Source organism: Hymenobacter aranciens (assembly GCF_030580865.1).
GTDB lineage: Bacteria > Bacteroidota > Bacteroidia > Cytophagales > Hymenobacteraceae > Hymenobacter > Hymenobacter aranciens.
This window is the reverse complement of sequence record NZ_JAUQSY010000005.1, coordinates 254,008-280,750: the sequence shown is the minus strand read 5'-3', so window position 1 is coordinate 280,750 and position 26,743 is coordinate 254,008. Positions and strand designations below refer to the sequence as shown.

The 26,743-nt window shown below is 60.2% G+C and carries 16 protein-coding genes; 6 read left to right on the top strand and 10 right to left on the bottom strand.

All coding sequences use genetic code 11. The features are described 5' to 3' along the window. The first annotated feature begins 5 nt into the window (after positions 1-5). Positions 6-590 carry a gliding motility lipoprotein GldD gene (gldD, locus tag Q5H93_RS09185; protein WP_305006221.1) on the top strand — a complete coding sequence of 195 codons (585 nt, stop codon included), beginning with the start codon at positions 6-8 and terminating at the stop codon, positions 588-590. 67 nt (positions 591-657) lie between these two features. Beyond that, positions 658-2,754, top strand: a complete 2,097-nt coding sequence (gene recG, locus Q5H93_RS09180; protein WP_305006220.1) for an ATP-dependent DNA helicase RecG — start codon at positions 658-660, stop codon at positions 2,752-2,754. 64 nt (positions 2,755-2,818) lie between these two features. Here recG and Q5H93_RS09175 read toward each other — a convergent pair whose 3' ends face one another. Next, complete coding sequence (locus Q5H93_RS09175) at positions 2,819-5,104, bottom strand: T9SS type A sorting domain-containing protein (protein ID WP_305006219.1); 2,286 nt, start codon at positions 5,102-5,104, stop codon at positions 2,819-2,821. 171 nt (positions 5,105-5,275) lie between these two features. Between Q5H93_RS09175 and Q5H93_RS09170 the strand changes: the two genes are divergently transcribed. After that, entirely contained in the window at positions 5,276-6,577 is a 1,302-nt protein-coding gene (locus Q5H93_RS09170) for a UDP-N-acetylmuramoyl-tripeptide--D-alanyl-D-alanine ligase (protein WP_305006218.1), read from the top strand. Positions 6,578-6,580: 3 nt separating this feature from the next. Here Q5H93_RS09170 and Q5H93_RS09165 read toward each other — a convergent pair whose 3' ends face one another. The 3 genes from Q5H93_RS09165 to Q5H93_RS09155 form a co-directional block, all read right to left on the bottom strand. Then, positions 6,581-7,978 (bottom strand): alpha/beta hydrolase-fold protein, encoded by a 1,398-nt coding sequence (locus tag Q5H93_RS09165; RefSeq protein ID WP_305006217.1) that lies wholly within the window; start codon positions 7,976-7,978, stop codon positions 6,581-6,583. Positions 7,979-8,095: 117 nt separating this feature from the next. After that, the gene (rfbC, locus tag Q5H93_RS09160; RefSeq protein ID WP_305006216.1) at positions 8,096-8,644 is read right to left on the bottom strand and encodes a dTDP-4-dehydrorhamnose 3,5-epimerase; all 549 of its coding nucleotides are present in this window, start codon (positions 8,642-8,644) and stop codon (positions 8,096-8,098) included. A gap of 11 nt (positions 8,645-8,655) precedes the next feature. Further along, on the bottom strand, positions 8,656-9,792 hold the full coding sequence (locus Q5H93_RS09155) for a glycosyltransferase family 4 protein (RefSeq protein WP_305006215.1): 1,137 nt from the start codon (positions 9,790-9,792) through the stop codon (positions 8,656-8,658). Between the two features lie 164 nt (positions 9,793-9,956). Between Q5H93_RS09155 and Q5H93_RS09150 the strand changes: the two genes are divergently transcribed. From Q5H93_RS09150 to Q5H93_RS09140, 3 genes are all read left to right on the top strand, one after another. Further along, positions 9,957-10,238: a c-type cytochrome gene (locus Q5H93_RS09150; protein WP_305006214.1), complete on the top strand. Its 282-nt coding sequence runs from the start codon at positions 9,957-9,959 to the stop codon at positions 10,236-10,238. A 129-nt stretch (positions 10,239-10,367) separates the two neighbouring features. Then, positions 10,368-11,681 carry a GTPase HflX gene (gene hflX / locus Q5H93_RS09145; RefSeq protein ID WP_305006213.1) on the top strand — a complete coding sequence of 438 codons (1,314 nt, stop codon included), beginning with the start codon at positions 10,368-10,370 and terminating at the stop codon, positions 11,679-11,681. Positions 11,682-11,835: 154 nt separating this feature from the next. After that, positions 11,836-12,981 carry a DUF6268 family outer membrane beta-barrel protein gene (locus tag Q5H93_RS09140; protein WP_305006212.1) on the top strand — a complete coding sequence of 382 codons (1,146 nt, stop codon included), beginning with the start codon at positions 11,836-11,838 and terminating at the stop codon, positions 12,979-12,981. A gap of 39 nt (positions 12,982-13,020) precedes the next feature. Here Q5H93_RS09140 and ppk1 read toward each other — a convergent pair whose 3' ends face one another. The 6 genes from ppk1 to uvrA all read right to left on the bottom strand — a co-directional run bounded on the left by ppk1 (position 13,021) and on the right by uvrA (position 26,605). Next, positions 13,021-15,072 carry a polyphosphate kinase 1 gene (gene ppk1, locus Q5H93_RS09135; protein WP_305006211.1) on the bottom strand — a complete coding sequence of 684 codons (2,052 nt, stop codon included), beginning with the start codon at positions 15,070-15,072 and terminating at the stop codon, positions 13,021-13,023. A gap of 165 nt (positions 15,073-15,237) precedes the next feature. Beyond that, the gene (locus Q5H93_RS09130) at positions 15,238-15,741 is read right to left on the bottom strand and encodes a SixA phosphatase family protein (protein WP_305006210.1); all 504 of its coding nucleotides are present in this window, start codon (positions 15,739-15,741) and stop codon (positions 15,238-15,240) included. A gap of 154 nt (positions 15,742-15,895) precedes the next feature. Further along, positions 15,896-17,749 (bottom strand): T9SS type A sorting domain-containing protein, encoded by a 1,854-nt coding sequence (locus Q5H93_RS09125; RefSeq protein ID WP_305006209.1) that lies wholly within the window; start codon positions 17,747-17,749, stop codon positions 15,896-15,898. A gap of 2 nt (positions 17,750-17,751) precedes the next feature. Then, positions 17,752-20,988: a hypothetical protein gene (locus tag Q5H93_RS09120; RefSeq protein ID WP_305006208.1), complete on the bottom strand. Its 3,237-nt coding sequence runs from the start codon at positions 20,986-20,988 to the stop codon at positions 17,752-17,754. Positions 20,989-21,244: 256 nt separating this feature from the next. Beyond that, positions 21,245-22,981 carry a GEVED domain-containing protein gene (locus tag Q5H93_RS09115; RefSeq protein WP_305006207.1) on the bottom strand — a complete coding sequence of 579 codons (1,737 nt, stop codon included), beginning with the start codon at positions 22,979-22,981 and terminating at the stop codon, positions 21,245-21,247. A 534-nt stretch (positions 22,982-23,515) separates the two neighbouring features. After that, entirely contained in the window at positions 23,516-26,605 is a 3,090-nt protein-coding gene (gene uvrA, locus Q5H93_RS09110; RefSeq protein ID WP_305006206.1) for an excinuclease ABC subunit UvrA, read from the bottom strand. Positions 26,606-26,743 lie beyond the last annotated feature (138 nt).

Below are 26,743 nucleotides of genomic sequence, written 5' to 3'. Positions count from 1 at the left end.
ATTACATGACTTATTCTATTCGTTGGGGCCTGTTGGCGGGCCTGGGGTTGCTGGCGGCCTGCTCGTCGGCACCGGAGTTTACGCCGAAGCCGAAGGGCTACAATCGGATTGATTTGCCGGCGCATAGCTACCAGCAACTGCCGGGCGGGCATCCGTACTCGTTTGAATACTCGAAGGAGGCCGTGATACGGCGCGACTCGTCGTACTTGGCAAAGCCGCACTGGCTGAACATTTATTACCCCAAGCTACATGCGAATGTGCAGATTACGTACATGGATGTGGCCCGCGACCGACGGCTGTATAACAAGATGATGGAAGATGCCCGCAAGCTCACGGGCAAGCATCAGATTAAGGCGACGGCGATTGACGAGCAGATTTTGAAGACGCCAAGCGGGATTCGGGCCTCGGTGTTTGAGCTGCAGGGTGACGTACCGAGTCAGTTTCAGTTTTATACCACGGATAGCGTGAAGCACTTTTTGCGCGGGGCGCTGTACTTCCGCACGGCCACCGATAATGACTCGCTGGCGCCGGTGATTGAGTACGTGAAAGCCGACATGGTGCGGATGCTGAATACGCTGAAATATCAATGAGGAATAAGTAATGAGGAATGAAGGACTGGGCTACTGCGCCTCATTCTTCATTCCTCACTCCCAGAGAATGAGTAATTTCTTCAATACGCGGCTGGAATTTCTGCGCTCTGTGGGCTCGCAAAAGGGGCTGCTGCTGGGTAAGGAACTAGGCTTGTTTACTTACGGCGACCTTATTCAGCGCTACCCATTTCGATACCTGGACAGGACACAGTTTTACAACGTCTGCGACCTGCACGAGGACCTGTCGCACGTGCAGGTGAAAGGGATGCTGCGCGGCAAGGAAGTCATCGGCGAGGGGCCTAAACAGCGGCTGATAGCTAAGATTGGTGACGGCAGCGGCGAGCTGGAAGTAGTATGGTTTAAGGGGGTAAAGTTCATTCAGCACGTTCTCAAGAACAACACCGAGTACATCGTTTTTGGCAAGCCGACGATGTTTAACGGCCGGCCGCAGATGGCGCATCCGGAGGTGGAGGAAGTGACCGAGGCCAAGCCGGGGCAGAGCTTTCTGCAGCCGATGTACAATACCTCGGAGAAGCTAAAGAATTATCACCGCCTTGACTCCAAAGCCATTATGCGGATGGTGGGAGAACTATTGACGCTGGCCAAGTCGCACATCACGGAGTCGTTGTCGCCGGGGCTGATGCAGCATTACGGGCTGATGAGCAAAGCGCAAGCGCTGCAGCAGATTCACTTTCCACAGAATTCTGATTTGCTGCAGGCGGCGCGGTTCCGGCTCAAGTTTGAGGAGTTGTTTTACGTGCAGCTGAAGCTGTTGCGGCAGAAGGACCAGCGCAAGGCGGTGCTGGCAGGGCAGATTTTTAAGGAGGTGCCGACGCTGGTGGATTTTTACAAAAATCACCTGACCTTCGATTTGACGGGCGCGCAGAAGCGCGTTATTCATGACATTTACAAGGACTTCTGCAATGGCAAGCAGATGAACCGGCTGCTGCAGGGCGACGTGGGCTCGGGCAAAACCATTGTGGCTTTCATCTCGATGCTGATGGCAGCCGACAACGGCGCGCAAAGCTGCCTGATGGCGCCGACGGAAATCCTGGCCGACCAGCATTATCAGGGGCTCAAAGTGTATGCCGACCAGCTTGGTATCAACCTGGGCAAGCTGACGGGCAGCACGCCCACGCGAGAGCGGCGGGTGCTGCACGAGCAACTGCGCTCGGGCGAGATGCACATGCTGGTGGGCACGCACGCGCTGCTGGAAGACGTGGTGCAGTTCCGCAATCTGGGGCTGACAATTATGGACGAGCAGCACCGCTTTGGGGTGGCGCAGCGCTCGAAGTTGTGGCAGAAAAATCCGCACGTCATCCCGCACGTGCTGGTGATGACGGCCACGCCTATCCCGCGCACGCTGGCTATGACATTGTATGGCGACCTGGATGTGAGCGTGATTGACGAGCTGCCGGCGGGGCGCAAGCCTATCGTGACGGTGCACCGTTACGATACCAACCGCCTGAAAGTGTTTCAGTTTATCCGCGACCAGGTGGCGCTGGGGCGGCAGGTGTACATCGTGTACCCACTGATTGAGGAGTCGGAAACGCTGGATTATAAGGACCTGACTGATGGCTACGAGAGCGTGAGCCGGGCTTTTCCGGAGTATCAAATCAGCATCGTGCACGGGCGCATGAAGGCCGAGGAAAAGGACTACGAAATGGCCCGTTTCGTGAAGCGCGAAACTCAGATAATGGTGGCTACCACCGTGATTGAGGTGGGCGTGAACGTGCCCAATGCCTCGGTGATGGTGATTGAGTCGGCCGAGCGGTTTGGGCTGTCGCAGCTACACCAGCTGCGCGGGCGCGTGGGGCGCGGGGCCGACCAAAGCTACTGCATTCTGATGACGGGCTTTAAGCTGAGCAAGGACTCGCGTACCCGCCTCGAAACAATGGTGCGAACCAATAACGGCTTCGAAATTGCCGACATTGACCTGAAGCTGCGCGGGCCGGGCGACCTGATGGGCACACAGCAAAGCGGCGTATTGGATTTATTGATTGCTGACCTGGCTAAGGACGGCCGCATCCTAAGCGAGAGTAGGGCAGCGGCCCAGGCGCTGCTGGCCAACGACCCCGAGCTAACGCACCCGGATAATGGCAACATCCGGCACCATATCGAGAGCCTACCAGCCACGGCAGTAAACTGGAGTAGAATAAGTTAGTAGCATAAAAAGCCCCGGCACCTTTGAAGTGCCGGGGCTTTTTATGCTACGAGAAGCTACGGGCTTACTTCACTACCAGACGCTGCACGGCAAGTTGGCCGTTTTCGGCTTCGGCCCGCACCAGATACATCCCAGCGGCCAGCCCACTGAGGTCGAGCGAGTGACGGCGCTGGGTAGCAGCGTCGTGGCGCAGGGTGCGCCCAGTGAGGTCAAGCAGGGTGAGGCGGGTGGGCATCGCCGTTTCGATAGTGGCGATAGTGCTGGCGGGGTTAGGATACACACTAAGAGCTAAGGCACTAGCAGTTTCGGACTGGGTGGTAGTGGGTATGCGGTTGCGTGTGGTGTAGCTTATGATACCGCCGGCTTCCATACCCACGAATAGTTCGGGCTTGCTATCATGGTTGAGGTCGGCGGCAGCCAGACTGGTATTGATGTGCTGGCCGGCATTGCCAAAGCGCGAGGCCACCAACTGGCCCGTTACACTATTGTACAACATATCGGTACGTTCTACAAAGGAGCCGCTTTGGTTGCGGTAGTTGCCGAAAAAGCGCAGGGTGCCACTGTAGTCGGAGGTTACCAGGTCGGGCAGGCCGTCGCCATCGAAGTCGGCCACCACGGGGCTGAGGTTGACGGGGCGGTTGCCGACGTCGCGAATCTGACCGAAGTCATTGTTGACCAGCTCGAACGTATTGGCGAGAGTGCTTAGCCCCAGGTTACGGAAATAGCGCAGGCTCATGCCCGGCTCGCGGATTTCATTGGTGCCAATCAGCAGGTCCACGTAACCGTCGTTATCAACATCGGTGAAGCAGGGCCTATCGTAGCGGTAGTAGGGCAGGATGCCGGAGCCAGCCGGACCACGCCCGACAAAAGTAGATAGCGCAGCCAGGTTATAAGCTGCTGGCTGGCTGCCTGTAGCAGTATTAAGCAATAAGAAGAAATGACCTGACTGCTGGTACCAGGCCGAGAACACCAGGTCCAGCGCGCCATCGCGGTTCAGGTCGACGAGAACGGGCTTGATTCCCCAATATTCGGTCGCCGACAACCCCAGGTAATCTTCGGTTATCAGCTTGAAGATAGGCTGGGTACGAGTCCCTACATTCTGGTAGTAGGTTAAGGAAGCACGATAAGTGCCGTTGACCTTATCGGCCAGGTTGCCGATGAGCATGTCGGGCAGGCCGTCGCCACTGATGTCACCAAAAGTGGGAGCGGCGGCTTCGCTCACGTCAATCATGTCGTTCTGCAGGAACCCATTGGCGCGGTAAGTGAAGGCGGGCGCCCCGCTGGCAGCCGTGTTATCGTAGAGGCGCACGGCGTTGCGCATGCTCACTAAGTCGGCGCGGTTGTCGAGCATGTTGGGAGCCACCACAAGGTCGGCGCGGCCATCAAAATTGGTATCAACTGAGTAGCCAGCCGGAAAGGTGTTGACACGAATGGGATTGGCGGCGGGATAACTGGCTGATATACCGGCGCCCTGCAGGCTAGCGGCAGTAGCGTTGCCCTGGTTCATAAGCCGCACCAGCTCAGGACAGTTGTCGAGTCCATCGAGCAGGTCCTGGTCGCCGTCGCCATCGAGGTCGAGCAACAGCACGTTGTGGCCCGGCGTGTGCGAAGGCCGCTGATAAACTACGCACTGCGACTCTCCCTGAGGCTGATACGTAGCACAAGAGCTACAGCTGGAGATATTGCCCCAATAGTTAGTTTCCTGGCGGAAGGTGAGCGCACCGCCGCAGGTGCCGGAACTGGTATTGAGGTAAAGCTCCATCACCCGCGACGACGAAAAATCGTAGGTTAGAATATCGAGTTTGCCGTCGCCGTTCACGTCCTGCAGGGCGGGCATATTGTAGCCTCCTACGGCAATATTAGAATCGCTCACGCCGATGGCGAAGCGCAGTTGATTAGACGCCAGCGTAAAGCTGGGCAAACCACCCGCCCCCACCACGTTGCGAAACACCCGGATATCCCCGTTGCTGTTCGTAAACAGGTCGGGGCGGCCGTCGCAATCGTAGTCGCGCAACAACACCCAGCCGTACAGGCCATCGGGGAACAGCGACTCGTACTGCGGGGCGTATTGCCACTGCCGGTCGGTGCCATTGGCCACGTTCAGAAAGGTGTAGGAGCGCGAGCTTTCGCGGTCGAAGGCAAACAGGTCCTGCTGCCCGTCGGCGTTCAGGTCGATGTTGCTGAACTGCGGCGTGTTCATCCCGCCGGCCCAGGCGTGGCGCAGGGTATCGGTGCCGTGTACCACCTTGGCGGCAGGCTGGTACTCAAATCCGAAAGTCGTGCTCGGCTGGGCCTGAGCCGACAACCCCAGCGACAGCAGGCAGCCCGCAACGATGTAACGAAGAGTCATAGCGTGAAAAAATGAGCGTTGATAAGGTGGTGAACGAGCGAAAGTAAGCAGACAATTCCCAAGGCCAGGTACTTCCCACAAATAAAAGCGCCGCCCGAAGCGCAGCTTAATACAAAAATCAAGCCCTACTTTGTGAAAACATCCCGGCCAACCGGTCGAAATTCGGCGTTTATGTTGCTTTACTCCCATTTTCTGGCGGCGCAGGGCCAGGTCAGCACCGACTCGCGGCAGCCCCAGCCCGATACTTTATTTTTTGCCCTCAACGGCCCCAGCTTTCGTGGGGCTGCTTTTGCCCCGCAGGCGCTGGCCAAAGGCGCCCGCCACGCCGTAGTAGATGATGAGGCGCTGGCTGCCACCGACCCCACCCGCTACACCTACGCGCCCGACCCGCTGCTGGCCCTGCAGCAACTGGCCCGGCACCACCGTCAACAATTCAATATCCCGGTGCTAGCCGTGACCGGCTCCAACGGCAAAACCACCACCAAAGAACTGCTTACGGCGGTGCTCGCCAAGCGTTTTCGGGTGCTGGCCACCATCGGCAATCTTAATAATCACATCGGTGTGCCCCTCACGCTACTGCGCCTGCGCACCGGCGAGCACGAGCTGGCCGTGGTGGAAATGGGCGCCAACCATCGCGGCGAAATCGCGGCCTACTGTGAGTGGGCCGAGCCCACGCACGGCCTCATCACCAACATCGGTAAGGCCCACCTTGAAGGCTTTGGCGGGGCCGAAGGGATTGCGCTGGGCAAGGGCGAGCTGTTTGATTACCTGACTCGTACTGGCGGCACAGCTTTCGTCAATACTCTGGATTACAAAGTGGTGGAACGAGCTGTTCACGTGCCCCAACGCCTCTCCTACCCCCAACCCGGCGACACCTACCCCGCCACCCTGCTGGCGGCCGACCCGGCCGTGGCCTTACGCCTGGCCGACGGCACCGAAGTAGCCGCCCAGCTCACCGGCGACTACAATTTCCTCAACCTGGCGGCCGCGGCGGCCGTTGGCCAGCACTTCGGCGTGCCCACGACCAACATTGCCGCCGCCCTGGCCGCGTATAATCCGCAGAATAATCGCTCGCAGCTGGTGCGCACAGCTCGGGGCAACGAGCTGGTGCTCGACGCTTACAACGCCAACCCCAGCAGTATGGCAGCGGCACTGCGCAGCTTTGCACAGCGGCCGGCTACATCTGGCAATCAGGACAAAGTCGTGATTCTTGGAGATATGTTTGAGCTGGGCTCCGAAAGTCAACGGGAACATGCTGAGTTGGGCCACCTACTAGCCGACTTGCCCATTGGATTAGTGGTGTTGATTGGTGAGGAAATGCGCAATGCACACGCCACCAATATTAATACTCATTATTTCCCCACCAAAGCTGAAGCCGCCGAATGGCTCCGGCAGCATACCCCGCAGGGCCAGCAGGTGCTGGTGAAAGGCAGCCGCGGCATGGCGCTGGAAACGCTGGTGGAGTTGCTGTAGCAGCTACTCCTTCACCCAGCGACTGACGCCCGTTTGGCCGCCCGAAGTCAGCTGCACGAAATAGGTACCTTGTCGCAAGGCGCGCAGGTCGAGCAGCTGGCCGGCGGGCAGGGTGGTGCGCAGCACGGCGCGGCCTAGCGCGTCGCGCACCTGCACTTCGGCGGCGGTGGGTAGCGGCACGCGCAGCAGACCGGTACCTGGGTTAGGATAAAGGCTGAATTTCAGGCTTGTGGCGCCAACTGTGGCGGTGGGCGTAGCGGCGCCATACAGCCACTGGTAAGCAGGGCCAAACTCGCGGCGCCAGAACCATTCGGCGTGCTGGCCATCGGCGCGGGTGTTGAAGTTGAGGTTGGCGGCGGGCACGCCATGGCGCTGCAGCGAGTCGCGCACGGCGGCCATATCAGCCACCATGGTGGTGCTTTCGGTGGTGCCGCTCATGAAGTAGAAGCGTGTGCCAGGGTCGGCCGGATGTTGCTGCAAATACTGCATCAGGGGCTGACGGGCAAACCAATAGGCCGGCGAAAACGCGCCCACTTTGCCATATACCGCTGGGTAGCGCACGGCCGCGTAAGTAGCAATGAGGGCACCCATGCTGGAGCCAGCAATGCCCGTGTTTTCGCGGCCCGTCAGGGTGCGGTAGTTAGCGTCGATGTAGGGCTTGAGGGTTTGAGCCAGAAAATCAACGTACAAATCGCCCTGACCGCCGCCGTACTGCGGGTTGTTCCAGGGCGAGTATTCATCGAGGCGGTTGGCGCTATTGTCCACGGCCACCACGATGCAGCCGGTAGCATCCTGGCCGCTGGCCTGCAGCTGGCTCAACGTTTCATCGACGCCCCACTCGCCGGCAAAAGCCGTGCGGGCATCGAAGACATTCTGGCCATCCTGCAGGTACAGAACCGGATAGCGACGCGTACTGGTAGCGTAGTCATTAGGCAGATACAGCCACACGCGCCGGGTGCGCCCCAGCTGCGGCATGGCAAAGCTGGTGCTCATAATGATGACGTTGGCGGTGGCTGTGCCGGGCACTGAGGTGCCGCCGAGGTCCTCCCAGTTCAGCACCTGGTGCAACACCGGGCCGGTGCTGCTGCCCGCAGTGTAGCTGCGGTTGGCGATGGAGCCGTTGGTGGCATTGGTTTCGACCATTGCCCAGGTGCCGCGGGTAAATTTATACTCGATAGTGCCGGTGATGCTGGCGGGCAGCGTGACGGCATAGCTGCCATCAGTAGCATTGTACGTCAGGGCATAAGCGGCATTGCCGGGGTTCCAGCTATTGAAGGTGCCAGCCACGTAAATGGTGGCATTAGCGGGCGTGTTGGCGGGGACGGCGGTGATTTTGAGCGTCGTCTGGGCCTGGGTAGCCAGGGCCAGCCACGTCAGTAGCAGCGTGAACAGGTGTTTCATCAAAAGCGGGAGTTGGGTGGGGAAGAACCCTAAAGTTACTGCCTTTCGGCAGCACGTTCCTCTCCACCAACCGCTAGCCAGCCGTTCAGCTGCGCCTCCAACGGCTCGATAAAAACGCTAAAACGGGCTATCGAGCTCCGCCAGCGTGGGCAGGATGGCATCCTTCGGCGAAATGACGGGATTTTCCACTTCCCACTTGATGCCCAGCGCCGGGTCGTTCCACAGCAGCCCGCCTTCGCTGGCGGGGGCGTAGTAGTCGGAGCACTTGTAGAGGAAAAGTGTATTTTCCTCCAAAGCGGTGAAGCCGTGGGCGAAACCAGCGGGCACGAACAAGATATTGCCCGCCGCTTCGGTCAGCTCCACTACTGCGTGCTGACCGTAGGTGGGCGAATCGCGGCGGATGTCCACCACCACATCGCGGGCGCGGCCCTGAGCCACGCGCACCAGCTTCGCCTGCGCGTAGGGGGGCCGTTGGAAGTGCAGCCCGCGCAACACGCCCGGCTGCGATTTGCTCTGATTATCCTGCACCCACTCGATATCGGCGGGCAGGCCCAGCTCCTGCATGAGGCGGGCGCTGAAGGTTTCGTAGAATACGCCCCGGGGGTCGCCAAACAGGCGCGGCGTAAACTCAAGCAGCCCCGGCAGGGCAAAGGATTTCACTTGCATCGGGGACAAAATTAGGACTTAGCTGGCGCTGACTGGCGGGGGCGCACGGCCGCCACGGCATCGAGGTACTTCTGGAGGACGATTTGCTCGTCGAATTTCGTTTCGGCCAGCTGGCGACTGGCCTGGGCCATGTGCTGTAAATCAGCCCCTGACAATTGCAAAACCTGCAGCATTTTAGCGGCCAGGTCTGGGCCCGAGCGCACCTGGCAGAGGTAGCCGTTGTGGCCGTCCTGCACGGTTTCGCGGCAGCCGGGCACGTTGGTGGTCACGATGGGCTTGCCGCAGGCAGCCGCTTCGAGCAGGGTTTTGGGGGTGCCCTCGCGGTAGCTGGGCAGCACCACGCAGTCGGCCTGATGAATGTGCGCGGCCACGTCATCGGAGCGGCCCAGGTATTCGATATTGCCGGCTTTCAGCCATTCTTCAAACGTGGCGCGGGCCACGCCCACGCCTCCCGCCTCATCGAGGCCACCGAGCAACTGCACGCGGGTGCCGGGCACGGCCTGCCGCACCAGTTTAGCGGCCTCAAAGTATTCCACGATGCCTTTTTCGTAGAGCACGCGGGCCACCATCAGAAATACGAAAGGCGTTTGGCGCACGAATGCGGCGGCGGGCCGAAAGCGCTTGGTATCAACACCGGAACCGGGCAGCAGGTCAGTAATGTTAGCTTTTACGAGGCCGTTTTCGAGGAACAGCTGCCGGTCGTCGCCGTTCTGGAAAAACACCTTGTGCGGAAAGCGGAAGGCAATGCGATACAAGCCCAGCACCACGCGGCTCACCAGGTTTTTCACAATAAATGCCGTACCTAAGCCGCTCACGTTGTTGATGCTGGGGATGACGGCAGCGCGGGCGGCGATGCTACCGTAGATATTCGGCTTGATGGTGTAGTGCAGCACCACGTCGGGCCGCTCGCGCCGGTAAATCTGGTAGAAGCGGCGGGTGAGCAGGGCATCCTTTACGGGATTGGTGCCCTTGTTTTCCATCAGAATGGGCACGTAGCGGCAGCCCAGCTCGGTTTCGAGGCGCTGCGAATAATCATCGGGCGGGGCAATGGCCAGCACTTCGTGGCCAGCGGCTTGCAGGGCCCGCACCAAGCTGGCGCGAAAATTCCAGATGTTCCAGCTGGTGTTGATAACGAGGGCGACGCGCAAGGTGGTGAGGTAGTGAAATGGTGAAGTGGTGAGCTTTTCAGCGGCGCAAAGGTCGGGAGGAAACGGCGCCGAACAGAATACGCTATTCGAAAACTCACTGTCTCACCACCTCATCATTTCACCGCAGCCCCGACCTTTGCTGCCCAAACTTTTGTTATTGCCGTATGCGCAAGCTCTTTCTCTTTCTTCTGCTTCCTCTGGCAGCTCAGGCCGGTCCGCCGCCCTCCCCTGGCCAGGTGCTCTACCTGAAAAACTGCGCCCGCTGCCACGGCAAAAACGGCCGCCTGGGCCTCAGCGGCGCACACGACCTCACCAAGAGCAACCTCAATACAATGGGGCGCACGTATATGGTAACCAAAGGACTGGGTAAAATGCCCAGCTTCGAAAAACAGCTTACGCCCGAACAAATTCAGGCCGTAGTAGCGTACTCGCTCACGCTGCGGTAACCGTCATGCCGAGCGTAGCGCAGCATCTCGCATGCAGCAGTATTCTCAATCAGCATAAGTTACTGCCATAAGCGAGATGCTGCGTTGCGCTCAGCATGACAGCCGACTTTTTAAACAGATTCAATCAACATGGCTAAACAAGGAAAATCGGCCGGCTGGGCCCCGGGTAGCACCCGCCACCACGGCGCCAGCGACCACACGCCCACCCGGCGCGACACTAAAATCAACCGCCTGCTGGGCACCAAAACCCACGATACCGCCCCCGAAGCCGAAACCGCCGTGCTCGTGAGTGTGCCCCCGCGCCGCCAGAGCGAGGCCCAGACCAGCGAGTACCTTGACGAGCTGGCCTTCCTCATCGAAACGGCCGGCGCCACGGCCACCAAACGCTTCGTGCAACGCCTCGAAAAGCCCGACATCCGCACGTACGTGGGCGAGGGCAAGCTCGAAGAAATCAAGGCTTTCGTGGAGCACGAAGGTAGCAGCATGGTGGTGTTTGACGACGACCTGACGCCCTCGCAGCTGCGCAACCTGGAGGCCGAGCTGAAGGTGAAAATCGTGGACCGCTCGTTGCTCATTCTCGATATTTTTGCCCTGCGGGCGAAGTCAGCCACGGCCCGCACTCAGGTCGAGCTGGCGCAGTATCAGTATCTGCTGCCCCGCCTCACTGGCCTCTGGACTCACTTGGACAAGCAACGCGGCGGCGTGGGCATGAAGGGCCCCGGCGAAACGGAAATCGAAACCGACCGCCGCATCGTGCGCGACCGGATTGCCTTCCTCAAGGAAAAGCTCGAAGACCTTGACAAGCAGGCCCACACCCAGCGCAAAAGCCGGGGCGGCCTAGTGCGCGTGGCGCTGGTGGGCTACACCAACGTGGGCAAAAGCACTCTGATGAACCTGTTGGGCAAAGCCGACGTGTTTGCCGAAAACAAGCTTTTCGCCACCGTCGATGCCACGACCCGCAAAATCGTGCTCGACCAGATTCCGTTCCTGCTATCCGACACGGTTGGGTTCATCCGCAAGCTGCCTACCAAGCTGATTGAGAGCTTTAAAAGCACGCTGGATGAAATCCGCGAAGCTGATTTGCTGCTACACGTCGTGGACATCTCGCACCCCGGCTTCGAGGAGCAAATTCAGGTGGTGAACGATACGCTGGTGGACATCGGCGCGGCCGATAAGCCCACTCTGCTGGTTTTCAATAAAATTGACCAGTATCAGGCCGACGATGTGCAGGAAGACCCCTTTGGCGAAGTGAAGGATGCGGAGGACGACGGCAGCGCGCCGCGCCCACCGCTGGCGCAGCTGCAAGCCACGTACATGGCCAAGATGCACGACCCCGTGGTGTTTGTATCGGCGCAGCAGCGCACGAATATTGAGGAGCTGCGCGAGCTGATTGTGAAGCGGGTATCGGCTATTCATCAGCAACGTTACCCGCAGCAGTGGTAAGCATTAGAGAGTACGAGAGCGGAGAGCACAAGGGGATTTAGTTTGACTTTCCTTCCTCCTATCCGCCCCCATACCCGCCTGCCCCAAGAAAAACGTGACCATTCTGCAGCGTTTCCCCGTAAAGGCGGAAACCTGGATAATGGTCACGTTTTTTATGTCTCGATTTTCGTTACGCACCCTAACCTTGATGAGCGGCCTGTGGGGCGCCGGAACGCTGCTGGCGCAGGCCCAGGTGCAAGAGCGGGTGTATCCGCCCGCCGCCCCCCTGCCCGCCGACTCGGCCGCCGGTGGCAAGCGCCTCAATGACAAGCAGATTTTTGCCAACCCATCGGTGCTGGGCATGGGGCCGAGCAAGGGCCTGATAGTGCGCTACGAGCGCATGCCGCGCTTCCGGATTGACTCGAAGGCACAGGTAGTCGGGCTTGCTAATTACGACGATGCCAGAGCTACCAAAAATGCCCGCCTGTCCATCAAAGGCTACATTCCGGCCTGGAACCGGCCGCACCTTAAGGTGATTGTGGGCCTGAGCTATGAGCGGGAGGAGTTTCAATTTACTCCCAAGCCCACCGAATACGAGCTATACAACAGTATCGAGGACAAAGGCTTGAAAAGCACGGCCGCCCAGATTGCCATTATCCGCCCGGTCGATGACGTGCACTGGTACCTGGCCCGCATCAAGGGCGAGCTTAGCGGCGACTACACCTACACCGAAGGCTCGATGGGTGTGAATGACTACTTCCGCTTTTCGGCCGAAGCTATCTATGGCTGGAAGCGCAGCCCCAATTTTTCCTGGGGCGTGGGCTTTCAATACGGCTACACCTTTGGGCGACTCAGCCTGTACCCGGCCCTTATTTACAACCGCACGTTCAACAGCCATTGGGGCATTGAGGCGCTGGCACCGGCGCGCATCACCATGCGCTACAACTCGTCAGACAAATCCATTTTCTACGCCGGCTATACGGTTGATGGCTACAACTACATCATCAAGCTGCGCGACGAACTGGAGCGCCGTAACCCCGACGGTAGCCTCGTAAGTGGCAAAACGCCCCTGCGCACCCTTGAGCTGCGTGAAACAGAAGTCAAGTTCCGCGGGCGCTGGGAGCATGAAATCCTGAGCTTCCTTTGGGGTGCGGCCGAAGTTGGTTACCGCTATAACTATGCCTTCGACGCCTTCGACCGCACCAACGCCGACCGCGAGAAAATCATCGACTCGAAGTTTGCCGGGGCACCTTACGCCAGCTTGGAGCTGTTCATCACGCCGCCGCGCAAGCTGCTGGAAAAGGCGGGCGTGCGGCGGTAAGCACGTGTCCCCCGAATTTCCAATTCGGGGGACACGTGCTTATTTCTTCTTCAGGCCTTTCAGATACTTATACGTGGCCTCCTGCGCCCGCACCGGCTTCTCACCAGCTGCGGCACGGATAAACTCATTATTGAAATCCCGGGCCTTCACCGTATCCTGCCGCTCAATATTCAGCAACTGCCGGATTTCGGCCCGCGTATTTTCGGCCAGTAAGGGGAAGGCCACTTCCACCCGTCGGTCGAGGTTGCGGGTCATCCAGTCGGCCGACGACACGTAGATTTTTTCCTCGCCGCCGTTGGCAAACACGTAGATGCGGGCGTGCTCCAGGTTGCGGTCTACCAGCCCGCGCTGGGTGATGTTGTCACTCAGCCCCGCCTCGCCGGGCACGAGCGAGCCGATGCCGCGAATGAGCAGCTCAATTCGCACGCCGGCCTGGCTGGCTTCGTAGAGCCGCGCAATCATACCGGGGTCCTGCAGCGCATTCACTTTGAGAGTGATGTACGCTTCCTTGCCTTTCTTGGTGTTCTTGATTTCGTGGTCGATAAGCGTATTCAGGCTTGCGCGCAGGCCGAAGGGCGCCACTAGCAGATACTTTAATTCGGGCGGCGTAGCCAGCGGGTCGGCCAGGAAATCAAACACCGTGGCCACTTCCCGCGTCAGCCGCTCGTCGGCCGTGAACAGGCCGTGGTCGGTGTACAGCTCGCTGGTGCTTTCGTTGAAATTACCGGTGCTCAGGTAGGCGAAGTGGCGCACGGTTTCAAGCTCCTCGCGGCGCGTAATGAGCAGCAACTTGCTGTGTACTTTGAGCTCGGGCGGTGAAAAGATGACGCGGGCGCCGGCCCGCTGCAGCTTTTCGGCCCAGTAGAGGTTCGATTCTTCATCGAAACGCGCTTTCAGCTCCACCACGGCCGTCACCTGCTTGCCGGCCTTGGCGGCTTTCAGCAGGGCTTTTACTACGGTGCTCTTGTGCGCCACGCGGTAGAGGGTGATGCCGATGGCCGACACGCGCGGGTCGGCGGCAGCTTCGCGCAGCAGGCGCGGCACGTAGTCGAACGACTGGTAGGGCGGGTGCAGCAGGTGCTCCTGCCCGACGATGGCCGCCAGCAGGCTGCCCGTGCGCGGCAGCGTGGGGTGCGGCAGCGCCGGCCAGGCCGGGTACTTAAACCGCGCCTCGCCAAAATCGGGGAAGCCGAAGAAATCGCGAAAGTTGTGGTAGCGCCCACCCACCACCAGCTCCTCAGTGCTGATGCCGGTTTTTTCCTCGATGGCCTGCAGCACCTTTTTGGGTAGCTCAGGGTCGTAGAGCAGGCGGGCGGGGTAGCCGGTGGCGCGCTTGGCCAGGCTGCTACGGATTTTGGCCATCAGGTCGCCCGACACCTCTTCCTCGATGTCGAGCTCGGCATCGCGCGAGAGCTTGATGGCGTTGACTTCGATGTGCTCGTAATCAGGAAATAGCTCGGCGGCGCCGACACGAATCACATCGTCCAGAAACAGCACGTAGCGCTCGGCGCCTTCGTCGGGCAGGCGCACGAAGCGGCCGCCGTGGCGCTTGGTGGGCAGCTCCATCAGCAGCACCCGGTCGTGTTTGGGAGCGTCTTTTTTGCCATGCGGGTGCGTCAGCAGAAAGGTCAGGTACACGGTCTGGTCTTTCAGGAAAAGCTGGTGCATAGTTTCGTCCAGCACCATTGGCGAGAGCAGGTCACGCACGTTTTCCCGAAAATATTTCAGCACCCACTTACGCTGGGCCGCACTCAGTTCGGCTTCATTCAGCAGGTGAATATGCTCGGCGTTGAGGGCCGGCAGCAGCTGCTCGCGAAAGGTGGCGCCAAACTCTTCCTGCTGCCGCTCCACCTCGGCCAGCACGGCGCGCAGCTCGCGGCGCGGGCGGCCCAGCTGGGCACGGGTTTTCTTCTTGAGCTTGGTGAGGCGGCGCAGCGTGGCCACGCGCACCTTGAAAAACTCGTCGAGGTTGCTGCTGAAGATGGCCAAGAATTTCAGGCGCTCCAGCAGCGGCACGTCGGGGCTCTGGGCTTCCTGCAGTACGCGGGCGTTGAAGCGCAGCCAGCTCAGGTCGCGGGAAAGGGTTTTCAAATGGAGTTAAAAGTTGAGGGTTAAAAGTTAAAAGCCATGCGCTTGATACCTTGATAGCACCAGAACAAAGCCTTTACATCGCAGATGAGTTTACGCGAATAAGTGTATCGAGGCTACCCGTTCAGTTTTAACTTTTAACTCTCAACTTTTAACTTAAAAACAACCTCACTTGCCGTCCTTCGGAAAATCGTAGAAGTAGAACTCCGCGTTCTCGCGGCTCACTTCTTCCCAGCGCTCACACTCGAAGCGCAGGCAAGCCACGGCAGCCGTGGGCATCTCCAGCAGCGGCGTGGTGCCGGCCGAGCCCAGGGTGTTGACTACGTCGGTAAAGGTGGGGTTGTGCCCCACCAGCATCACCGACTGGGCCGAATCGGGCAGCTGGTGGATGATGCTTAAAATATCCTCGACACTCGCTTCGTAGATATTGCGCTCCACCACAATCTTTTCGTGCGGGTAGCCGATTTCGCGGGCCACCAGCACGGCGGTGCTCAGGGCGCGCACGGCCGGCGAGCTCACCAGCAAATCGAGCTCGATTTCGCGCTTGCACAGGGCCTGGCCCATGCGCGGGGCATCGGTGCGGCCGCGGTCGTTGAGGGGGCGCTCCTGGTCGCTGAGCTCGTCGAAGCTCCAGCTCGATTTGGCGTGGCGCAGCAGATAAAGGGTTTTCATGGGGCAGGTGAAAAATGGCGGGATGGTGCCGCGAAGAACGGGTTTTTCGGGGAAAATGCCGCTTCCTGGCCGCTACTCCCACCCTGCTTAACGGCAAAACGCCCCGGGTGGTCAGCCGGGGCGTTGCAATCATCTTTTTCGGGAGGTGCTTCGCTCAGGGCGCATTTACGATAAGGCGCTTGGCAAACTGCCCTTGCGCCGTGCGCACGCGCACCACGTACACGCCCGCCGCCAAGCCAGCCACCGGCAGGGCGGCCCCGCCCCCGGCCAGCGCCACGGCCGGGCTCACCGCCCGGCCCAGCCCGTCGAGCACCTGCGCCGTGGCCGCCGCCCCCGCCCGCAGCCCCGGCACGCGCAGCTGCACCGTGCCACCCGCCGCTGGGTTGGGCCAGAGCGTGGCCCCGGCCGCCAGCGCCTGCGCCGCTTGCGCCGCCGTGGGCCGGCCCCAGGGGTAGAGTTCCTGCGTGCTGCTGCAGCCCAGGTTGTTGGTTATCGTCACCCGCACCACGGTGCCCGGCGCCGGCGGCATGGCGTAGCGGTGGCCCAGCGGGGTGGAGGTCGTCTGCTCTACCACCGTGCCGTCGCCCAGTTCCCAGCGCCAGTGCAGCAGCTGGGCGTAGGCCGGGCCGGCGGCGCCCAGCTCGTAGAACACCAGCGAATCGGGCGCGCCGGCCACCGGGGTGTAGGCCGCGTTGGGCACGGGCGGGGTGGCGCACAGGTCGGGCTCGTAGGTCGGCGGCAGGCCCGCGAAGCGCGTTACCAGCACGTCGGTGGGCTGGAAGGGCACGGGCAGGCTGGCATAGTCGGCCACGGTCAGCGTGTGGTCGGCCTGCAGCAGGTAGGCGTTGGGCTGCTCAAAAATATTCGGCTTGAGAAACTGCGTCTGCCACACGGGCGGGGCCGTGCCGCCGCCGGCCGGGCGCTCGTAGCGGGCCAGGTAGCCCGAGAGTTCATTCGGTCCGGGGTCGGCCATGATGCCGGCCACCACGTACTGCCCCGGCGTGGGCAGCGGGTAAACGTGGTAGAGCGTGCAGCCGATGTTGTAGCCCGTCACGACCGGAGGGGGAAGCACTTGGTACCAACTCACCCGGTCCTGGGCGTCGAGTTGTAGCAGCAGGCCCTGTTGCGTATCATGAAGCGCGCTGTAGGGCCAGCCGACCTCTCCCACCGCCACCAGTGTGCCGTCCGGCCCCAGGCGCAGGTTGTAGAGTCGCCCCACCTCGGTTTGGGGGATGGGCAGCTGGCGCGTGCGGATGGTGTCGCCGTCGGGCGTGAGGCGCACCAGCCAAGGGGTACCGAGGAAGCGCACCGGGTTGGTTAGGCGGCGCGCCAATACGCCCGCCAAAGCATAGGAGCCGTCGGGCAAGGCAATGATGTTGTGGAAGCTGCTGTAGGGCTGGCCGTACTGCCGCTGCCAAATGGTGTTGCCCAGCGAGTCGACCCGCAGCACGGTGGGCACCCGGATGGGATTACCGAAGCTAGCTGCTGGGTCGTTGCAGCTCACCACCAGCAGGGCTCCGCCGTCGGCCAGCGCCAGGCAACTCTGCGTTTCCACCGCCGAATCGGTATTGTAGTAGCGTACCCAGCGCTGCCCGCCCAGCGAATCCGTGCGGATGAGCATGTGCTGGACGGTCGTTCGACCATTCGCGTAGATAGAGCACATCCCCAGCAGTAGAAAATCGCCGTTGGGGGCCTCAGCCATAGCGGAGACGCCAGTACCCGTTTCAGGTGCCTGCGGGAAATATGTATTCGTGCGCAGCGAGTCGCCCCGGTTACTGAGCAGCCAACTGGCGGCAGAGATATAATTCTGTCCATTATTGAGCTGAACTTGGGTATTCCCACCTATCAGCAGCCGGTTGTGGCGGGTGTATAAGATGGCGCCCGCCTGTTCAACCAGGCGGCGCGCGCCAAGCTGCTTGCGCCACTGCATCGTCGGGGCCTGGGCCCGCAGTCCGCTCCCACTGCCTAGCAGCAGGAGCAGCACGAGAAATAGTTGAGAAAGGCGCATAGCTACTTCACCAAGATGCGAATGGTTTGCACAGATGTGCGGCCCACCAGCAGGGTAGCAAAATACACGCCGGGTTCGTAGCCGCGCAGGCTGAGTTCCTGCTGTGTGGTGGCGGCATCCAGCGCCACTCGCTGCACCGTGCGCCCGTCCGTGCTGCGACGCACCAGCAGATAGGCATCGGGCGTGCCAGTAGGTAGCTGATAGTGTACCGTCGTGCTACCCGAACAGGGGTTGGGAGAGTTTTGTGCTAGCTGCGGGTAAAAAGCCGGCTCAGGAGTTACTCCAGTATTGGACTGACGTGGCGGCTGCTGGATACCGGCAGCAGGGAAGCCATCTGCTCTACAAGGGCCATTTGTAATATTAGGCCGGCTTTCTGATGCATTGACATTTAGATAGTTCAAGTGCCCGACTAGCACATTAGCAGAAACCCAAGGAGATGGAAAGTATTTGACATAATAATCGTAAAACGTTGTATAATTTAGCGTATACTGCCCCGTTCCTGCTGGCGAGTTATTGCTCAGCGCCACCAGTCGTTTGGCGGGGAAGTTAATTGTTGAGTTCACCCCGCTGTCATCAAACAGATTACGGAGCGGGTATGTGGTATTAACGCTCCGGAAATCACGTATCAGAATCTGGGGCCACACCGTGGTGCCGCCGTAACTGTAAGATGGCAGGTTCAGCGCGATGCCCGTGCTGGTGCCGCTACGGGAATTATCGCGCCGGAAGGTATTACAGCTGGCGTAGAGCTGCGCGGAGGTCGACTGCGTGGCGGCCACGATGCCCACCCGGCAGTTGGCAAAGCCGTTGCCTTGCATGGTGGTCTGCTGCCCGGCGGGCACATCCAGCACGTTAATGCCGGTGTCGAGCAGGTAAAACCGGTTGTAGAGCACGCTGGGCAGGCGCAGGGCATACAGCCCCGTCTGCCGGGGCCGGTACTGCCCGAAATTGTCGTAGCTAGTCATGAGCACCGTCTGGGTGCTGTCGAGCTGCTGGAAGCGGTTGTTATCGGCCACGATGCTGCCGTAGCGCATGTAGGCGCCGTAGGTTTCGGCCGGCGCCCCGTTGGTGTAGCTGGCCTGCACGCTGGTGGTCTGCGCCGTGGCCGGGAACGTCTTGGCCGCCGGGAAGGTGAAGGTGTTGTCGGTCAGGGTCAGGGTGGAGGAGTTGACTATCGACTGCCCGTTGGGCGCGTACACTCCGCCCAGCCAGCAGTCCGCAAACGTGTTCTTGGTCAGCTTCAGCGTCACGTCCGGGTGGGCCACGTCGAGCACGTACACGCCAAAGAAAGCGCGCTTGAAGTCGTTGGTGGCAATGTAGGCTGCTTGCATGTTACCGCGTACGCCCAAGTGCCACTCCGAATAGTAGCCCATGTTCTTATAAGGGGAAAAAAACTTGCTGGGCTCACTGTCAAACGTGCAGTTCGAAATCCGGTCGGTCGTGGCTACCATCGTGCCTTCACGCTGGATAGTGATGCTGCGCAGGTTTTGCCGGAAGTGCGTCTGGCTGAAGCGGAAGTAGGCATACGGCGCCCCGTAGTCCTGCTCGTACACCACCCCGTCAATACTGTGCATGATACGGCAGTCACGCCCGCCGTAGGGCGCCGTCGACATGCCGCCGGCCGTATTGGTCACCCGGATACTGCCCCACATCTGGTCGCAGGCCGCCGTGACGGTTGAGGCGACAAGTTTTAGCTGCGCTCCATTATCAACCTTGAGCTGGGCGTTCTGCCCCATCAGCAGCGTGACATTGGTCAACGTGAAGGTGCCGCTCGTTAGCGTAACAGTCGTGTTGGCAGGGACACGGTAATATTGCCCCGCCTGGAACGCATAGCTGCTGTAGGTGCCCGACAGGTCGGCCGCGATGCTCACCTCATTTTGCAGGCAGCAATCGGTGTTCACCGTAACCGTGAAGGTGACGGGCGTACCGCAGCCGCTCGATGCGGTATAGGTGGTAGTCGACGCAGGCACTACGGTTATGCTGTTAGCAGTAAATGTGACCAAATTGGTCATCGGCGACCAGTTAATGGGGCTGCCATCTCCTCCGGAGGCCGTCAGCGTTACGGCTCCGCCCAGACAAACGCTGCTCCGCGAGGCCGAGATGCTAAGTGGAGAAAAGACAGTTATTGTGGTAGAAGTTATCTGCGGCGACTGCCCCGGAATAGTTACCGTGAGTGTGTAGGTGTAGGTGCCGGGCGCGGTGCTGGGCGTCAGCACGGGGTTGGCAATGCCGGGGTTGCTCAGGCCGGTAGTGGGCGACCAGGCATAGGAGGCCCCAGAGCTGGCTGGCAGCGGACACTCGCCCAGTTGCACCGTTCCTCCACAAACCGATATATTGGGGCCGGCCGTGGGCACGGGCAGCAGCAAGGCATCGTCGATGAAATAATAGGCTGCTCTATCCAGGGGACCACCTCTGCGCAGGGATGGGCCATTGTTGATATAAGGCAGCGGGGCACCCGGCACCGTGCTGTAGGTAGGTCCAAAGTTGCCGATGAGCAGCCGCTGCTCCAGGCCGGTAGCCTGGAAAAACCCATTGACCAGGGTCCACGAGCCCGGCACAATTCCGACCGGCTTTTCCGCCACGGGTGTCAGGGCAATGGATTCTTTGGTCGTATACTGCGTCGTGGTAGGGGCGAATGCCACGCCTAAATTGGCCACTGACCAATCGGACAGGGCCGCAATAGCCGCATAGTACTCGACGTAGTACCGCTTGCCGGCCGTCAGGCTCATGTCCTGGCCCAGGTATTCCCGCCAGTCCTTCTCGTAGCCAATATTTTCGAAGTCGCCGGTGCCGTATATCCCGGCGTAGCCGTTGCCCAAATGAGTCGGCTGCCCGGTTGTTGCGTAGCCCGACAAGCCGCAGCCCGTGGCCCAGTTGCACGGCACGTCCATCCGGGGGTCGATGGAGCACACATTGAGCAAGTCGGCGGTAGCTGCATTACCATCCTGCCACTTGCAGACCAGGTCATTCGGGCCAAGAGGTGGAGCTACAACCGACGAACTAGGGGCTGAGCCCGATGCATCAATCAGGTTGCCAAAGCCCCCGAATCGGTCAGGACAGTCTCCATTTTTAGTTTGCTCGAAGCCGCCGTTCCAAATCAGGTTGCAGGTGGGGGCCGTGGTCGCACAGGCCGGGGGCGATTGCGCCCGGGCCACGCGGCCCAGCGGCAGCAGGCTACACATTAGCGCCAGCAGCCAGACCGGCCAGGACGTTTTTGCGGGGGGGGGAGTAAAAATTTGCATCAGGTGAGAAATGATTGGGTGAAAAAAACTTAGGCCAGCAAGGTAAGCGGTTTTCAGTTGCTCATAACTTTTTAATTTATTTTTAACCCTCTGCTAGTCACATCTTTTATTTATTCGCCTGGCTTTTATGCAATTTCATCCGCACGCACAGCCAGTTCAGCGCCACCTTCTGCCGTAAAAACCATAAAAAGTAAAAAGCTGCCGGACCATTGGGCCCGGCAGCTTTTTGCTTTTTAGCTGGCAACGTGCAGCGGCGCTACTCCTTCACGAAGCGCTGGTGCGAGGTCGTCTGGCCATCGCTCACCGTCAACAGGTAGATGCCTTTGGCCAGGGTGCTCACTTGCAGCTGTTCGCCGGCCAGGGTCAGGCCGTGGATTTCGGCGCCGCGCAGGTCGTATACGCGCACCGTCAGGGGCAGCTCGGCGTCGGCGGTGGCGGGGCGGGCGATGTTCAACACGCTGCTGGCCGGGTTCGGGTAGAGGCGGAACTGGTCGGCGCCGGCCGCAAGGCGGGTGCTACGGGCCGAGGCGCCGCCCGTGATGGTCACGGTGTAGTCCTCGGTTTCGCCGTAGCTGAAGCTGCCGCAGCTGGTGGTAGCACTGTTGTCGCTCATCACCAAGCGCAGGCGGGTGGCGCCGTTTTTGGCCGTGGCGGGCACCGTGAAGGTGCTGCTGAGCGTGCTGGCCAGGTTGCTGGAGCGGCTGGCTACCAGCTCGCCCGAGTCGGTAAAGTCGCCGTCCTGGTTGTAGTCGATGTAAATCTTCCAGTACTCGGTGTAGCCCGTGCTGGCGAAGCCGGCGCTGTAGCTGATGGTGTTGGAGCCCACGGCCAGGTTGGTGCTGGTGGCCGAGCCGTCGTAGTAGCCGGCATTGGCGGCCGAGCTGCGGTTGATGCTGCCCAGCTGCACGAGGTCAATCCACTCGTAGCCAACGCTGGTGCCTTTGCTGGTGCAGTAGGTAACCGTGGTGGGCGGGGGCGTGGTACCACCGCCGGGCGCCGTGCCGCCGAGCGAGGTTTTGAGCGAAGCGCGGGAGCCGCCGGTGGCAAACAGGGCATTCATGCGGGTGCTCTGGCCGGTCGAGAACATGTACATGGCGCGGTCGTCCACGTAGTCCATGTAGTTCATGAACATGTCGCTGGTGTTCGAGCACGAGGGCTGCGGGTAGGTCGGCGCGCCGTAGTTTTCGTCGGCCTGGTTAGGCGTGTCCGATACTTGGTCCGAGCCCGTGCAGGCCGTTCCGTCGTCACCCCAGATGTGGTAGAGGTTCAGCCAGTGGCCTACTTCATGGGTACCGGTGCGGCCGAGGTTAAACGGCGCGGTGGCCGAGCCGCCTTTGCCAAAAGCCGTGGTCAGAATTACAACGCCGTCGGTAGCCGTAGCGCCGCCCGGAAACTGGGCATAGCCCAGCACGCCGCCCGACAGGTTGCAGACCCACAGGTTGAGGTAGCTGCCCGAGGGCCAGGCGTTGAGGCCGCCGGTGGTGGTTTTCTTCATTTTGTCGTCGGTACCCCACGACGTCTGGGTCACCTGCTTGCGCTCGATGCCGGTGGTGGCATTGCCGCTAGGGTCGCGCTTGGCCAGCACGAAGCCGATGCTGGGATTAGCCGCCAGCGAGGCGAAGGCCGAGGGCACGCTGCTGGCATCGGAGTTCAGCTTCTGGAAGTCGGCATTGAGCACGTCAATCTGCGACTGAATCTGGGCGTCGCTGATGTTCTGGGCCGTCGTGTTGTAGAGCACGTGCACTACTACCGGAATGGTAATGGCCGCCGCCGCCCCACGCTGGGCCGCATTGGTTTTCTGCGCGGCAAACTGCAGCGCCTGGTTGTCGATGCTGGCCATGCGCTGGGCAAGGCCGGGGTCGGCAGCCATTTGCTGGGCCAGCACATCCATACTGCCGCAGTTGCGGTGTTGCGGGCCCTGGGCCAGCACGGGGGAGGAAGTCAGTGCCAGGCCGGCGAGGCCCAGTGCAACCGAGTAAAAGGTTTTTTTCATAGAAGAAAGAAAGGGGGGTTGGTGAGAAATGGAAATTTTGGTGAGTGAATGAATTTGGAGTGGCGAAGCTATTGAAAAAATTTCAACACAAACAAATTTTTAAAAAATTACTTCGGAATTATGGCAGCAAAAACAATCAATACTTCCAATAACAGCCCTTTTTTAGCAGCCAACTACGCAATCCAAGCAAGGTTAAATTTGCATTAAGCAAGAGAAATTTGTACAAATCGAAAGAAAATTATTCGAAATAATCAGTCAAAACCTTGTTTTATGACCAATATCCCGCAATAACAAAGCAATAACTGCTTGATTTATCAGGCGAGAACGTTCCCGGTCTACCATTATTCCATAAATTCACCGTTGAAAATTCTTTTAAATTCTTCTGATTTGCCAAAATCTTTTATTCGTCTGGACTCCTTTCCATCACCGATTTTCCAAAAACAAACAGTCCTCACGAAGCCCGTGCCGCTGGCACAAACCTCGTGAGGACTGGAATGCGAAACCCAAAAAACCGGGCTGCGATAAATGGAAGACTTACACGTATTTGCTGGTGCGCAGCTCCTCGGCCAGGAAGCGGGCCGTGTGGCCTTTACCGGCCTTGGCCACCTGCTCGGGTGTGCCCTGGGCCACGATAGTGCCACCGCCTGCGCCGCCTTCCGGGCCTATGTCGACGACGTGGTCGGCTACCTTAATGAGGTCGAGGTTGTGCTCGATGACGAGCACAGTATTGCCCTTATCGGCCAGCTTCTGAAGCACATCGGCCAAGTGGTTGATGTCCTCGAAGTGCAGGCCGGTGGTGGGCTCATCGAGGATGTAGAAGGTCTTACCGGTGTCCTTTTTACTGAGCTCGGTGGCCAGCTTCACGCGCTGGGCCTCGCCGCCGCTGAGGGTGGTGGCCTGCTGGCCCAGCGTGAGGTAGCCGAGGCCTACTTCGTTCAGGGTTTTGATTTTACGCAGGATGCGCGGCTGGTACTCGAAGAATTCCACGGCCTTTTCCACCGTCATGTCGAGCACGTCGGTGATGGATTTGCCTTTGAAGCGCACTTCCAGCGTTTCGCGGTTGTAGCGGCGGCCTTTGCAGGTTTCGCAAGGCACGTGCACGTCGGGCAGGAAATTCATCTCGATGGTGCGGATGCCGGCCCCCTCGCAGGTTTCGCAGCGCCCGCCCTTCACGTTGAAGGAGAAGCGGCCCGGGCCGTAGCCCCGAATTTTCGCCTCCGGCATCTCGGCATAGAGGCTGCGGATTTCGGTCATCACGCCGGTGTAGGTGGCCGGGTTCGAGCGCGGCGTACGGCCGATGGGTGACTGGTCGACCTCAATTACCTTATCCACCAAATCCAGGCCTTCGATGCTGGCGTAGGTCAGCGGCTCCTTCTTGGCGTTGAAGAAGTGCTGGTTGAGAATCGGGTACAGCGTGTCGTGGATGAGCGTACTCTTGCCCGAGCCCGACACGCCCGTGACGGCCGTGAGCTTACCCAACGGCACTTTCAGGGTCACGTTCTTAAGGTTGTTGCCTTTGGCGCCTTTCAGCACCAGGTCTTTGCCCTCACCAGCGCGCTTTTTCTTGCGCAACTCAATGTGTTTTTGTCCGCTGAGGTACTGCGAGGTGAGCGAGCCCGAGTTGAAAATAGTCGCCGGCGGACCGGCGGCCACAATGTTGCCGCCGTGCACGCCCGCACCCGGACCAATATCCAGCACATAGTCGGCGTTGAGAATCATGTCCTTGTCGTGCTCCACCACAATCACCGAGTTGCCGATGTCGCGCAAGTGCTGCAAGGCTTTGATAAGCCGCTCGTTGTCGCGCTGGTGCAGGCCGATGCTGGGCTCATCCATAATATAGAGCACGCCCACGAGCTGGGTACCAATCTGGGTGGCCAGGCGGATGCGCTGGCTTTCGCCGCCGCTGAGCGTGCGCACGGGGCGGTGCAGGTTAAGGTAGTCGAGGCCCACTTCGAGCAAAAAGCCGATGCGCTTACGGATTTCCTTCAGCAGCTCGCGGGCGATGACGTTCTGGCGCTCCGTGAGCCGGTCTTCCAGCGTCTCAAACCACTGGCTAAGCTGGTTCAAATCCAATACTGCCAGCTCACCGATGTGCTTGCTGTCGAGCTTAAAGTGCAGGCTTTCCTTTTTCAGGCGGTAGCCCTGGCACTCGGGGCAGGGCTGGGCCTGGGCATAGTGCTGAATCCACTCGCGAATGTTCTCCGACTCCGAATCCATTTGCCGGCGCAGAAAAGGGATGAGGCCCTCGAAAGGGTCCACGTCAAGCTTGTCGGCCTCGTCGTCCGAAATACCTTGCAGCAGTTGCTGCAATACTGCCTCGGGCAGCTTTTCCAGCGGCGTGTTGAGGGTGGCTTTGTGGCGCTTGAGCAGGTGCTGCATCTGCTGGAAAATCCAGATGTCGCGGTATTCGCCCAGCGGGGCGATGCCGCCGCGCGAGATGCTCAGCTTGCGGTCGGGCAGCACGGCTTCTTCCGTGATTTCCTGCACCTCGCCCAGGCCGTTGCAGGTGGGGCAGGCCCCGTAGGGCGAGTTGAAGGAGAAGGTGTTAGGCGCCGGGTCGTCGTAGGCAATGCCGGTGTCGGGGTCCATCAGGAAGCGCGAGAAGAACTGCGGCTTGCCCTTTTCGCCCTTGGCGTCGGGGTCGAGCACCAGCATAGTGCCTTTGCCGTGGGTCAGCGCATTTTGCACCGAGCCGGAGAGGCGGAACCGGTCTTCCTCCTTCACCACCAGCCGGTCGATGACGATTTCGATGTCGTGGATTTTGTAGCGGTCCACCTGCATCTTGGGCGTGATGTCGAGGATTTCGCCATCGACGCGCACCTTGGCGAAGCCCAGCTTGGCAATTTTCTGGAAATCTTCGCGGTAGTGGCCTTTGCGGCCCTTCACCACGGGCGCCAGCACCACCAGCTTCTTGCCGTCGTAGTGCCGCAGGATGTAGTTGATAATCTGGTCATCGCTCTGCCGAATCATCTTCTTCCCGGTGGCGTAGCTGTAGGCCTCGGCGGTGCGGGCGTAGAGCAGGCGCAGGAAGTCGTAAATCTCGGTGATGGTGCCCACCGTGGAGCGCGGGTTGCGCGAGGTCGTCTTCTGCTCGATGCTGATAACCGGCGACAAACCCTCGATTTTATCCACGTCGGGCCGCTCCAATCCGCCCATAAAGGAGCGGGCGTAGGCCGAAAACGTCTCCATGTAGCGCCGCTGCCCCTCGGCATAGATGGTATCGAAGGCCAGGCTCGACTTGCCCGAGCCCGAGATGCCCGTGAACACCACCAGCCGGTTGCGCGGAATCTTCACCGACACGTTTTTGAGGTTGTGCTCGCGGGCGCCATACACCTCAATGTAAGGTGCATCGAGCGGCAGCGCGGCATCGGTGAGCTGGCCGGCCGTGGTGGGCGGCAGGGTTTCGGGCGTCTGGTGTTGCAGGGCGGTGGCCAGGCCGGCGGCCGTGGGCTGGCTGCCTACCGCGCCGGCTTCGGTCACGGTGCCAGCCAGTTGCTTTTTCAAATCGGCGGCCGGGGCTTTCGCGGGCACCGGCCTGGCTGGCTGGGGCTTGGGCGTTTTGGTGGGCGCCGCGCTGGGTTTGGGAGCTTTAACAGCCGGAGTCGTCGTGGATTTTTTGGCCATGCAGGAAGGCAGCGAATTGGGCTGCAAAAGTACGGAAAACGCCGCCCGTTAGCTAGTATAATGAGCTTATTTGCCAACGCATTTAGCGCGGCGCTGCCGGATGGACGTCGGGGCATAACAAGCCCACGCCCGCATTTG